Genomic DNA, 12,846 nt, shown 5'->3' on the forward strand with positions numbered 1-12,846 from the left:
TGACTAGGCACGTGGCTCTCACTTGTGGGTAAGGTGCTACAGCAGTTTTACCTTTAGATGAGCCAAAATGATTAAAGTTCTCTTCGGTCAGCGGCATAGACCAAACCACCCCATCAACAGCACATATACTAAGTCCTTGAAAGCTTGAATATTGTTGCTGTGTTTCATCAAACCATGCTTGGCTGAGCAGAGAGAATAAGGTACTTAAAGGCTCTTGTCCTAAACGTTGTCGTGCTTGGACTGCTGCACTAGGAACACAATATTCTGTTGTACCAAACACGAGGTTTAATTGCTCTACAACATAGCTGATGGGTTGATTTCGAAACAAGGCAAGCCCAATAACAAGCCAAACCACATGCTCAGCAGGTAATTTTCTCCTTCTGATTGATGCCTTACCTGTTTGATGCCTTACCTGTTTGATGCAGGCTTGTTTCAATCCAATTTAAATCAATAAGTTCACAAAAATGGTTGAGTGATGGGAGAGAATGTTCAAGAGTGGATTCTAAATGTTCAGATAAAGACATAAAAAAATGAGCGTATTCACATACACTCATTTTTACTACATTTTACTAAAATTTGCTTAACTGACTGGCATTACCGCACTAAGCGGGGTTTCTTTTATCTCAGTATTTAACTAAATATTAAACACGTTCGATAATGGTCGCGATACCTTGACCTAGGCCAATACACATGGTCGCAAGACCGATTTGTGTATCTTGCTGTTCCATCACGTTCAGCAAAGTCGTTGTGATACGCGCACCAGAACAACCCAATGGGTGACCCAATGCAATCGCACCACCGTTCAAGTTCACACGGTCTTGTTGGTCATAAATGCCTAAGCCTTTAAGAACAGATAAACCTTGCGCAGCGAACGCTTCGTTCAATTCAAACGTTTGGATGTCTGCGATAGACAAGCCAGCACGTTTAAGCGCTTTTTGAGTTGCTGGTACAGGACCATAACCCATGATCGCAGCATCACAGCCTGCAACTGCCATAGAGCGAATCACAGCACGTGGCTTAAGACCTAAAGCTTGAGCACGTTCAGCAGACATCAGCAACATTGCAGAAGCACCGTCAGACAAAGCTGAAGATGTTGCAGCAGTTACCGTACCGCCTTTCGGATCGAATACTGGACGTAACGATTGGAATGCTTCAAGGTTTGCATCAGGACGAATCACTTCATCGATATCGCACAGGATTTTGAAACCATTTGCATCGTGACCTTCAACGCCCACGATTTCATTTTTGAAACGGCCTTCTTGTGTTGCAGCCCAAGCACGGCGGTGTGATTCAACACCAAACGCATCTTGTTCTTCACGCGAAATACCGTTCATACGACCTAACATTTCAGCCGTTAAGCCCATCATGTTAGACGCTTTTGCATAGTGCTTAGACGCTTCAGGGTTGATGTCGATGCCGTGCATCATGCCAACGTGACCCATGTGTTCTACACCACCAATGATGAAGATATCACCTTGGTTGGTTGCAATTTGCGCAGCCGCTGTGTGGATTGCTTGCATAGAAGAACCACAAAGACGGTTCACTGTTTGACCTGCAACAGTACGTGGTAGGTCTGCTAACAATGCAATGTTACGACCAATGTTCATACCTTGCTCTAGGGTTTGGTTTACACAGCCCCAGATAACGTCTTCAACTTCATTGGTATCAAACTGGTTACGAGCAACAAGCGCGCGTACTAATTCAGCAGATAAGCTGTCAGCACGTACGTTACGGAACATACCATTTTTGGTTTTACCCATTGCTGAACGTACGCCATCAACGATGACAACGTCACGTGGATTTAAAGTAGCCATTCACGTTGCTCCTTAACCGTAGAATTTTTTGTTGTTAGCAGCCATGTCACGCAACATTTGTGGCGCTTCATAAGCCTTACCTAAATACGCATATTTGTCGCAAAGCGCTACGTATTCAGCGACACCTGTTTGGTCGATGTAACGGCATGGACCACCACGGAATGGAGGGAAACCTACACCCATGATCATCGCCATATCTGCTTCAGCAGCAGTCGCTACGATGTTGTCTTCTAGGCAACGAACAGTTTCGTTACAGAACGTCAGCATCATACGGTCAATAATTTCTTGAGCGTCAAATTCACGTTTTTCCGCAGTTGCAACAGAAGCCACAAGTTCGTAAGCCACAGGATCAACCACTTTGGCTTTCTTACCTTTACGGTCAAGTTCGTATTTGTAGAAACCAACGTCGTTCTTTTGACCAAGACGTTTGTTTTCGTACATGGTTAAAGTTGCGCCTTTGTAGTTGGGCTTCATGCGGTCAGGGAAACCTTCTGCCATTACTTCCGCACCGTGTACGCCTGTGTCGATACCCACAACGTCGATGAGGTAAGCAGGACCCATTGGCCAGCCGAATTTTTCCATCACTTTATCAACTTGCTGGAAGTCAGCACCGTCTTTCAGTAGAAGGTCAAATGCACCGAAGTAAGGGAATAGTACGCGGTTTACCAAGAAGCCTGGGCAGTCGTTAACCACGATTGGTGTTTTACCCATTTTCTGAGCAAGAACCACAGTTGTCGCGATTGCTTCAGCAGATGTTTTCTCACCGCGGATCACTTCTACCAATGGCATCATGTGAACAGGGTTAAAGAAGTGCATACCTACGAAGTTTTCAGGACGTTGTAGGTTTTCAGCCAAACGTGTGATTGAAATTGTTGAAGTATTTGAAGCAATGATCGTATTGTCACGAACATTTTTCTCAGTTTCAGCAAGTACAATGCCTTTTACTTTTGGATTTTCAGTCACCGCTTCAATCACGATGTCCACTTCTTTAAACTCGTCATAGCTTAAAGTTGGACGGATGCGCGCAAGAGTTTCACCCATTTGAGCAGGTTTCATCTTCTTACGTTCAACTTGTTTGGTCAGTAAGCCATTTGCTTCTTTCATACCCAAAGCAAGTTGTGGATTACCAATGTCTTTCATGATGATCGGTGTGCCTTTGCTTGCCGCTTGGTAAGCAATACCACCACCCATGATACCCGCGCCTAATACAGCGGCTTGGTTGACAGGGTGCGCACCTTTTTCATATTTCTTCGAAGTTTTCTTCACAATTTGGTCGTTAAGGAATAAACCAATTAACGCACCTGCTTGTGGCGTTACCGCAGCTTTAGCAAAACCTTGCGCTTCGATTTTCAATGCTTCATCACGTGGAAGGCTTGCACCTGCTTGTAATGAGTCTAAAAGAAGTTTTGGCGCTGGGTATTGAGCAGGATTTGCTTTTGCAAGAACTGCACCTTTCGCTGTATTGAATGCCATCATTTGTTCAAGCATGTTCAATTTAACAGGATCTAATTTTTCTTGGCGTTTTGCTTTCCAGTCTACACGGCCAGCAATCGCTTGTTTCACAAGGTCAATTGCAGCGTCTTGTAGTTTGTCTGCAGCAACAACTGCATCAACAGCACCGTCTTTGAGCGCAGCAGCAGGCTTTTTCGGCGCAGCCATTGCCATCCATTCAACCGCATTGTCGATACCAATCACACGGCTTAAACGAACCGTACCACCAAAACCAGGGTAGATACCAAGTTTGATTTCTGGAAGGCCAACTTGTGCAGCTTCTGACATCACACGATAGTCACACACTAAGCACATTTCAAAACCGCCGCCCAATGCCATACCATTGATTGCAGCAACTTTAGGAACGTTTAGATCTTCAAACGCATTGAAGATGTCGTGAACAGGCAATGCCCAATCCACAATCGCTTGTTCGCCTTGAGCGAAGTTTTCACCGAATTCAGTGATATCTGCACCCACGATAAATGTAGATTTACCTGAAGTAACGATTAAACCTTTGATGTCACCGTTTGCTTTAACAGCGTCAATTGCAGCTTTAAAATCTTCAATTGTTGCGCGGTTAAATTTGTTGACCGACTCACCTTGTAAGTCAAAGCGGAATTCTGCAATTCCGTCCGAAAGCATTTGGACGGTAATGGCATTGCCAGCGTGGATCATGCCTGATCTCCTTTATTTTGGAGGACTTCTAAGTTGATGTTGTGAAGCGAGTACGCGGTTCCTGCGTACACTTTATGCCTCGCTAATCTTACGATAACTATATCTAAAAAGAACATAACAAGTTGTATCAAGCCGTGACGCTAGGGTCATCAAAATTTCTTTTGGAAATAGCCTTCGGATCTGCCTTTAAACGCTATCGCTCTGATTAAATATGTTGAAGCTTATGTTTCAGTTCACATTTTTTATAAATGTAAGCTATAGATTGAGATGCGAAAGAAAAAATCAAGAAAAAAGCAAGTGTATTTTTCGGCAGAATGGTCAATTCACTTTTACTATTGTCATCCATCTTTGCTGAGACACAGTGTTCTATGCTGCTTATTTAAGCGTCACTGAGCACTATGCTATACTCGCCGCGTTCTCAAAAGTTAATTTTTTATTAAGCACAATGCTTATTAGCACCAGGTCCTCATATGATTAAGTGGATTATCCTGGCGGTCTTTGTCATTTCTGCGTTTTATATCCAGCAACGCGGTAAAGTCCGTCATTCATTTTATCGTCAGTTTTTTGATCATTCGACATTGCTCGCACCGATCAATTTTCTCATGTACATGTTTTCAAAAGTGCCGAGCCAACCCTATATTGACACGCAGCATTTTAAAGATTTAAAAGTCTTAGATGAAAACTGGGAAATGATTCGTGATGAAGCCAAGGCCTTATATGAAAAAGGGGGCATCAAAGCATCGAGTACTTATGATGACCTTGGATTTAACTCGTTCTTTAAAACAGGTTGGAAACGCTTTTATTTAAAATGGTATGACTCAGCCCATCCTTCGGCTGCTGAACTTTGCCCAAAAACTACGGCCTTGTTAAAAAATCTACCCACTATTAAAGCCGCGATGTTTACTGAGTTGGCGCCTGACAGTCGTTTAGTCCGTCATCGTGATCCCTATGCCGGTTCATTGCGTTATCACTTGGGCTTACTAACGCCGAATGATGACCGTTGTTTTATTGATGTCGATGGTCAGCGGTACTCATGGCGTGACGGCGAGAGTGTGGTGTTTGATGAAACCTATATTCACTATGCTGAAAATAAAACGGATCAGAACCGGATTATTTTCTTTGCAGACGTTGAACGGCCATTAAAGTCAAAGTGGATGGAAGCTTTTAACCATTGGTTTGGTAAAAATGTCATGACTGCTGCGAGTTCACCGAATGAAAGCGGTGATAAAACGGGTGGTTTAAATAAAGTATTTGGCTATGTCTATCAAATTCGTATAAAAGCCAAAGCCTTGAAAAAAACCAATCGTTCACTGTATTACTTTTTAAAGTGGTTCCTAATGTTGGGGCTGTTCTTCCTGATTTTTGTACGCCCATATTTATTTTAAAAGTAGAATAAATATTGAAAAAATGCGCCCTTAGGGGCGTTTTTTTATGCTGACAGTCAGCAAAATATCAGTTATCGTGCAAGCAGAATAAAAATAATTATGCAGAGCAAATCTGCAAAAAGCAGAAATAGTGTTAGCCAGAATAAGCCAGAACCAGAATAAGCCAGAAAAAGTGAGCCAATAGACGAGGAATATGATGTTGACGTCCGAACTTAAGCCCATGCAAAACCGTTGAGCTGAAAGAAAAGCGTCATCATCAATGATAGCCAAAACCCAAAGGTGAACGGTTGAAGCTTTGCATGCAGGCATGAAGACCTACTGCATAGAAACCCTGTTTAAACGCCTGAAGGGATTGATTTGGCGGGAAGGGGATCCGATTCATGAAAGCAACCAACCAAACATTGATGCATCAAATGCATATTTCGATGCAAGATATAGAACGACGTAAACAGTTGCTTGGCTTGACTGATTTAGAGCTGGCGGAATTGGCTTCGATTGGTGGGATTGTGGCGCCGATACTCGACAGTATGGTTGATGAATTTTATGAAAATCAGACCTCAATTCCAGAAATTGCCACTTTGATTGGTGATCTTGATACCTTGAAGCGTTTGCAACGCGCGCAGCATCAATATTTATTGGATTTATTTTCCGGGCGCTATGACAGCGCGTATGTGAATAACCGTTTACGGATTGGTTTGGTTCATAAGCGCATTGGTGTAGAGCCGAAGTTGTATCTCTCTGCGGTACATACCCTAAAGACCATGTTGTTTCGCTTAATTCAGCGTACCTTTAATGATACGGAACAATATCAGCGGATTATTAACACGTTGGAAAAGCTCTTTATGTTCGATACTACATTGGTGGTGGAAACCTATGTATGGAGTTTGATTAATGAGGTGAAGATCTCCCGTGAAAAAATGGAACAGTATGCGCATGCGCTAGAGTTTCGTGCACAAGAAATGGAAGAGCTTTCACAGCGCGATCCATTAACAGGACTGTTAAATGTCCGGCATTTATCGACCTTATTGACCAGTATTTTATATACCGCACAGCGTAATCATGAACCTGTGACAGTAGTGTTTATTGATATCAATGATTTTAAAAAGATCAATGATGAACAAGGTCATCCACGTGGAGATCAGGTACTACAAATGGTTGCTGCGGCCATAAAGTCGGTTGCACGTTCGGATGATCATTGCTTCCGTTATGGCGGAGACGAATTTTGTTTGGTCTTGCCCGGATGTAGTGAAAAGCATGTGGAAGGGAGTTTTATCCCGCGTTTATTAGAAGCAGTGGCTGAAATGGAAGCAGGCTTAAGTTTAAGTATTGGGTTGTGTCAAACAGACCATCAGCAAGGCTATGTAGATGCGATGAGCTTAGTACAACAAGCCGATGCTAAAATGTATCAAGAGAAAAAGAATTATAAACGTTTGCAGGAACAACCCATGTCGAAAGAAGCGTGATCTGAGCCTAGAGAATGTCAAAAATGACAATGGATGAATTGCAAAACTTGAGCTAAATGGGTCTTAATCTTCCTGGAAATAATGTGATAAATACGCTTATTTCCTGCAAAAAAATAAAGCTGAAATAGCAGATGCATCCTTCAAAATCTTGTATAGAATAAAAGCTGTTGATGGGGGATAAGATGCAAGTTTTTCGTTCAAAAAAAGATTGGTGGGTGGTCGCATTTATTATTTGTATGAGTGGCTTGCTCATTCAATTATTACTGACGATGCAAGCTAAAGGTACCATGCAGCAATATCCTGTTCATACCGCCGTGTACGTGTTGACGGTGCTGATTTTATGGTGGCCTTTCAATACGCGTTATCAAATCACGAAAACACATTTGAATATCCGCAGCATGTTTGTGCGTTGGCGTATTCCATTGGTCGAGATTCAGCGCGTTAGTCCAAGTCAGGATTTATCTGCTGCGCCTGCGCTTTCGATTAAACGTTTAAAAATCGAATATGTGCAGGAGGGGAAAGCCAAATTTGTCATGGTTTCACCCAAAGACCAGCAAGCTTTTGCGCAGGCATTGGGCATCAACTTAAGTTGATTATCAATTTGGTTGCTTAAAATCAATAGAAAGCACGCGATCACGTGCTTTTTTATGAATTAAGTTCGTCGGTGATCACCAACTTGTCGTGTTGTGCATCTAAGTGTAATTGAGTTTGTTCAGGATACTGTAAAAAATACATCGCCAAAATTGGCTCAAGTTCTACTCGTATTTTTCGTGCTAAATGTCGTGCGCCATAACGAATATCATGGTTCTGATAAAAATGTGCTTTGGCTGCATCTGTGAGTTTGATACTGCGTTTTTGATGTTGTAGGCGTTGATTAAGTTTTTCCAGTTCAATCTCCACCAAACGGGGCAAGGCATCATCTTGAACGGGTTGATATTGCAGTACACGGTCAATACGGTTAATAAATTCAGGGTCGAATTTACGTTGCATGACTTTTTCAATAATGCTGCTGACCGGCACGCGTTTGAGACAAACCTTCTGTATTTTTTCGGGTAAAAAATTTAACTTATCTAGATATTGCTGTGCCGCTTGTGCACCGACATTGCTGGTCATAAAGATCATACAATTACGAAAGTCGATGGTTTTTGTACCTGAGGTTAGGGTTAATTTTCCGCTATCCAGCACATTCATTAAGCCGCGAAGCACTTCGGTTGACGCTTTTTCCAGTTCATCAAAAAGCACGATGCCCGGTCGGGTATGACTACCTGCAATGGCAACTTCATCAAATAAACTATGGCCTTCTTTAGAACCGACATAGCCCGGAGGCGCGCCAGTAATGGCAGCCGCATAATGTTCCTGTGCGAGCGTGTTCATATCAATACGGCAAAAGGCATCAGGTCGGCCATAAATCACTTCACTGATTAAACGCACAGTTTCGGTTTTACCAACACCTGTCGGTCCAAGCATTAAGGTTACGGAGAGCGGTCGTTCAGGACTGGAAAAATCAGCCTTGACCACATGCAGCATTTTTTCAATTTCGTCTAATGCTGCTTCTTGTCCAATGATCCGTTGCTTTAGGTGTTGCATAACGTCATGCGGTTCAAAATGAAAACGCGGCTTACCCATCAAACGGTTTTTTTCAGCAGTGCTATGCGTCGAAGTTGTCGGGTGTACGACATGGATGGCGGGATTGGCGTTCGTCATGCATCATGTTCCTAAAGCGGGATGTTTTGAGCATAGCAAATTTAGAATTTTGCATTAATAGCTTTTAACAATCAGATCATTGCTATGAGCAACAATAAATTTGCGGGATTGCTTGAAAATGCAGATAAAAGCATCACATCATGTCAAAGAGCAATATCGAAGACGGAACAAGGCAAAAGTGAACGAAAACGCACGCGAACATATTGAAAAAATTCTGGCTAATATGACGACTCTACCCGGTGTTTACCGCATGCTGGGTAAAGACGGTGAGTTGCTGTATGTGGGTAAAGCAAAGAATTTAAAAAATCGTGTGTCGAGCTATTTTGTTAAAACCATTGAACATCCGAAAACACAGGCCTTAGTGGCACGAATCTACGACATTGAAACCTTGGTGGTGCGTTCTGAAACCGAAGCTTTATTGCTCGAACAAAACCTGATTAAGCTGCATCGTCCGCCCTATAACATCATGCTGCGTGACGACAAATCCTATGTCTATATTTTTATTTCAGCCGATAAACCCTATCCACGAATTGCCGCAGGGCGAGGCAAAGCGAAGCATCAGGCCGGTAAGTTTTTCGGGCCTTATCCGAGTGCTTATAACGCGCGTGATACTTTGGTGGTGCTGCAAAAACTGTTTAATGTGCGTCAGTGTGAAAATAGCTATTTTTCACAGCGCAAACGACCATGCCTGCAATACCAAATTAAACGTTGTTCCGCGCCTTGTGTGGGGTTGATCTCACCCGAAGATTATAAAGAAGATGTCAATAACTCGATTCGTTTCTTACAAGGCGACACCAAAGAGCTCAATCAAGAGTTAATTGGAAAAATGGAAGCTGCTGCCGAAGCTTTGGAGTTTGAAAAGGCGGTGTTTTATCGTGATCGTATGGCACTGCTGCGTGATGTACAAACCCAGCAAGCGATTTATAAAGTCAAAGGTGAGGCCGATATCATTGCCATTGCTTATCAAGCCGGTGTGACCTGTGTGCAGATTATGCATGTGCGCAATGGTAAAATGCTCGGCGGAAAGAGTTATTTTCCTGACATGTTGGGCGATGATTTGGGGCAAATGCTCTCAGATTTTATTGCCAATTTTTACTTTCAGGTGGCAGACGAAATCCCTGCGGAACTCATCATTAATGTCGATATTCCAGATCGTAAAGACATGGAAGATGCGTTGTACCAACACTTTGAAAAGCGGATTCAAATCAAACATAAAGTGCGTGAAACCCGTGCAGAGTGGCAAGAATTGGCACAGATGAATGTACAACATGCGATTAAAGGTAAATTGGCTGATCATTTTGAATTGAATGAACGTTTTCATCAGTTAGAGCAAGTCGTTGGGCGGCCGATTGACAGTATTGAGTGTTTTGATATTTCTCATACCATGGGGGAGGCAACCATCGCGTCTTGTGTGGTCTTTGATGCGGGCGGCGCAAGAAAGCGTGACTATCGCCAATTTTCCATCAATGATATTACCGAAGGCGATGATTATGCTGCCATGCGTCAAGCGCTGACCCGCCGCTATAAAAAGCATATGCTGCCCGATTTGCTATTAATTGACGGGGGTAAAGGTCAATTACACATGGCGATGGAAGTCATGCAAGAACTTGAGCTCGATGCCTTTATGGTCGGGGTGTCCAAAGGTGAGGGGCGTAAACCGGGTCTGGAAACCTTGCACTTTACCGATGGTGAAAAAATCCAATTGCCCGAAGACCATAAAGCCCTGCATTTGATTCAACAGGTTCGTGATGAAGCCCACCGCTTTGCCATTACCAAACACCGAGCGAAAAGAGATAAAAAGCGCGGCTCATCGGTACTTGAGGTGATTCCGGGCTTAGGGCCAAAACGTCGTCGGGATCTTTTGACCCATTTTGGTGGCATTCAAGGGGTGTTGAAGGCTTCTGAAAATGATTTAAAACTAGTGCCGGGCTTAGGCGATGTGATGGCGCGCACCATTTATAAAATCCTACATGAATAGAGACTAAGTTCAATCGATGACGCATCAAGTCTGAATTTGCCAAAATGCTCATTGACGCATGAGTCACTGATCATTCACATCATTTAATTTTTATACAATGATATAAAAATCAAAAATATGATCAGGGATGATGATGTCACTCGCACAGTTGTATCAACATATTGAACACAATGAATGGGTTGAGATTCCAGAAGGATGGTTGCAAGGACGTACGATCTATGGCGGCTTAGTGGCTGGCATGATGATGCACAAAGCCGTTGCCACCATTGCCGATCCGCAGCGACGTTTACTCAGTTGTAATGTGACCTTTGTTGGGCCAGTACAATTGGCGCCCGTGCGTTTAAGTGCTGAAATTTTAAGACAGGGCAAATCCGTCACCACTATCGAAGTTCGACTTTGGCAAGATGATGCCGTACAAAGCATTTTATTGGCGAGCTTTGGTGTTCCACGTGAATCAAGCATTGCCGTCAATCAGGAGCGTCAAGCACCCGATTTTCCTGAAGTGAGCAGCTTAAAGATTGCCGAACATCATCCACTTGCACCCCAGTGCTTTCAGCAAATGGATTTGGTCTGGGTAGATGGGCAGTATCCATGTACAGCAAGTCAAAAGCCTGACTTTAGTGGTTGGATGCGTTTTAACCCAGAACGTCATGATAACCGTAAGATGACTGTTGCTGACCTAATGGTCTCGATGGATATGTGGCCGCCCGGCGTGCTGCCTATGTACAAAACCATGGCGCCTGCGAGTTCTTTAACATGGACATTAACCTATGTGCATCCCTTGCAATCAAGCTTGCATAATTGGTTTAAATATAAAGTATTTACCGATTATGCAGCGGATGGTTACGCTACGGAATATGCTCATTTATGGGATGAAAATGACCAGTTGATTGCGATTGCGCGACAGACTGTTACGGTGTTTGCCTAGTGACACTGCGGGGCATTTCGTATAAAGTGAGTGCAACTAACGATGGATAAATCCTCAAATTATTCTGCATTTTCATCGTGCATGAGGGGAAAACTGGGGTGTCTATGACAACAGGTCGAATCCTGAATATTCCTAATATTTTAACATTGGCACGAATTGCTTTAATTCCTGTGTTTTTGTTGGTGGCGTATTGGCCACCTGCAATGGGCGTGGGTGAGCATGCCGCAAGCATGTCACGTCATATATTGCTGACTGCTATTTTTGTGATCGCAGCTGTCACTGACTGGTTTGATGGCTACCTTGCAAGAAGTTTAAATCAGACTTCAGCATTTGGACGTTTTCTCGATCCTGTAGCAGATAAGCTGATGGTCGCAACTGCGTTGATCGTCTTGGTGCAATGGCAACCGACCATTTCAATGGCCTTTGCAGCGATTGTAATTATTTCACGTGAAATCACGGTGTCTGCCCTACGTGAGTGGATGGCTGAATTAGGCGCGCGTACCAGTGTTGCGGTTTCAACCGTTGGTAAATATAAAACAGCATTTCAGATGATTGCGATCTCAGTATTTTTGCTAAATTGGCAACCGTTAGAAATGTTGGCGTATGGATTGCTCTATACAGCCGTAGTTTTAACGTTATGGTCGATGTTTATTTATTTAAAAGCCGCATGGCCGTATTTAAAGCAACCTTGATTTAAAGTAAGTTATTAAAAGCTCCGTGATCGGGGCTTTTTTATTGCCGAGTTTTTAAAAAAATTGAGGGTTTGACTAGTTTGAACAGCGCTTCATTTGATTAGAGCTTGACGTTAAATGTGAGACGTTGGCGCAAATTTTGGATAAAAAAATTCCCAGATTTTGGGGGAAATCTGGGAAGGAAAATCGGGGTTACTTATCGCTATTATGGAAGATGTTTCCATCTTCTTGATTGCTATTATAGGAAAGCAGATTTAGAAATACATGGAGTTTATTGTAGTGTAATGTTGTATTTTATTGAGAAATGTATCACAAATTTACATTAAGAATTTTTGATACAAATTGGCCAGTAATTTTGGTAGGTTTTGTTTGGATTTAAACAATGAAAATCGATATATGTGATGATAAAAATACATTTAACATTATTTAAATAATAAATTCATTTATTTAAGTTTAAATAAAATTGATCAATGGATAAAAGATATTCCAGCAATGATGAAGATCATTTCCCAATGAAAGCTTACACAGACGTCATCTTTGTTTTGTGAAAATAACAGTGCTTCTAAATTTATAAAAGGAGCCCCTTTGGCACTGCTGTCCCACAATTTTTCACAAGAGGAAGCTCATTTGAGCTTCCTCTTGTTTTATGGGTATTTTATCGGGTGAAAATAAAGCTTTTAAAGTTCTTCTTTCAAACAAATTCACTTGAATTATTC

General features: G+C 42.5%; 10 protein-coding genes and 1 pseudogene. 6 read left to right on the forward strand and 5 right to left on the reverse strand.

The window, feature by feature from the left end:
- The 3 genes and pseudogenes from FTT88_RS15910 to fadB all read right to left on the reverse strand — a co-directional run.
- Positions 1-524, reverse strand: a pseudogene (locus FTT88_RS15910) (transposase domain-containing protein); the annotation flags it as partial.
- 117 nt (positions 525-641) lie between these two features.
- On the reverse strand, positions 642-1,814 hold the full coding sequence (gene fadA, locus FTT88_RS15915) for an acetyl-CoA C-acyltransferase FadA (RefSeq protein ID WP_168379008.1): 1,173 nt from the start codon (positions 1,812-1,814) through the stop codon (positions 642-644).
- 12 nt (positions 1,815-1,826) lie between these two features.
- Positions 1,827-3,980: a fatty acid oxidation complex subunit alpha FadB gene (fadB, locus tag FTT88_RS15920; RefSeq protein ID WP_180050737.1), complete on the reverse strand. Its 2,154-nt coding sequence runs from the start codon at positions 3,978-3,980 to the stop codon at positions 1,827-1,829.
- Positions 3,981-4,450: 470 nt separating this feature from the next.
- Here fadB and lpxO point away from each other — a divergent pair, with 470 nt between their 5' ends.
- Entirely contained in the window at positions 4,451-5,365 is a 915-nt protein-coding gene (gene lpxO / locus FTT88_RS15925; RefSeq protein ID WP_078190472.1) for a lipid A hydroxylase LpxO, read from the forward strand.
- A 256-nt stretch (positions 5,366-5,621) separates the two neighbouring features.
- Here the strand turns inward: lpxO and FTT88_RS17425 are convergent, their stop codons facing one another.
- Positions 5,622-5,747: a hypothetical protein gene (locus tag FTT88_RS17425; RefSeq protein WP_257220820.1), complete on the reverse strand. Its 126-nt coding sequence runs from the start codon at positions 5,745-5,747 to the stop codon at positions 5,622-5,624.
- Between FTT88_RS17425 and FTT88_RS15930 the strand changes: the two genes are divergently transcribed.
- Together FTT88_RS15930 and FTT88_RS15935 are read left to right on the forward strand one after the other, a co-directional pair.
- Positions 5,746-6,828, forward strand: coding sequence for a diguanylate cyclase domain-containing protein (locus FTT88_RS15930; RefSeq protein WP_180025934.1), 1,083 nt, complete (start codon positions 5,746-5,748; stop codon positions 6,826-6,828). The two genes, FTT88_RS17425 and FTT88_RS15930, sit on opposite strands and share 2 nt — an antisense overlap.
- 182 nt (positions 6,829-7,010) lie before the next feature.
- Entirely contained in the window at positions 7,011-7,421 is a 411-nt protein-coding gene (locus FTT88_RS15935; RefSeq protein ID WP_180025935.1) for a PH domain-containing protein, read from the forward strand.
- 52 nt (positions 7,422-7,473) lie between these two features.
- Here the strand turns inward: FTT88_RS15935 and FTT88_RS15940 are convergent, their stop codons facing one another.
- The gene (locus FTT88_RS15940; protein WP_180065789.1) at positions 7,474-8,532 is read right to left on the reverse strand and encodes an AAA family ATPase; all 1,059 of its coding nucleotides are present in this window, start codon (positions 8,530-8,532) and stop codon (positions 7,474-7,476) included.
- 178 nt (positions 8,533-8,710) lie between these two features.
- Here FTT88_RS15940 and uvrC point away from each other — a divergent pair, with 178 nt between their 5' ends.
- The 3 genes from uvrC to pgsA all read left to right on the forward strand — a co-directional run bounded on the left by uvrC (position 8,711) and on the right by pgsA (position 12,130).
- The gene (uvrC, locus tag FTT88_RS15945) at positions 8,711-10,510 is read left to right on the forward strand and encodes an excinuclease ABC subunit UvrC (RefSeq protein WP_180042078.1); all 1,800 of its coding nucleotides are present in this window, start codon (positions 8,711-8,713) and stop codon (positions 10,508-10,510) included.
- A 133-nt stretch (positions 10,511-10,643) separates the two neighbouring features.
- Positions 10,644-11,438, forward strand: coding sequence for a thioesterase family protein (locus FTT88_RS15950; RefSeq protein WP_180010639.1), 795 nt, complete (start codon positions 10,644-10,646; stop codon positions 11,436-11,438).
- 104 nt (positions 11,439-11,542) lie between these two features.
- Entirely contained in the window at positions 11,543-12,130 is a 588-nt protein-coding gene (gene pgsA, locus FTT88_RS15955; RefSeq protein WP_078190467.1) for a CDP-diacylglycerol--glycerol-3-phosphate 3-phosphatidyltransferase, read from the forward strand.
- Positions 12,131-12,846: the final 716 nt, after the last annotated feature.

This window comes from Acinetobacter sp. YH01024, from assembly GCF_013420195.1.
Taxonomy (GTDB): Bacteria; Pseudomonadota; Gammaproteobacteria; order Pseudomonadales; family Moraxellaceae; genus Acinetobacter; species Acinetobacter amyesii.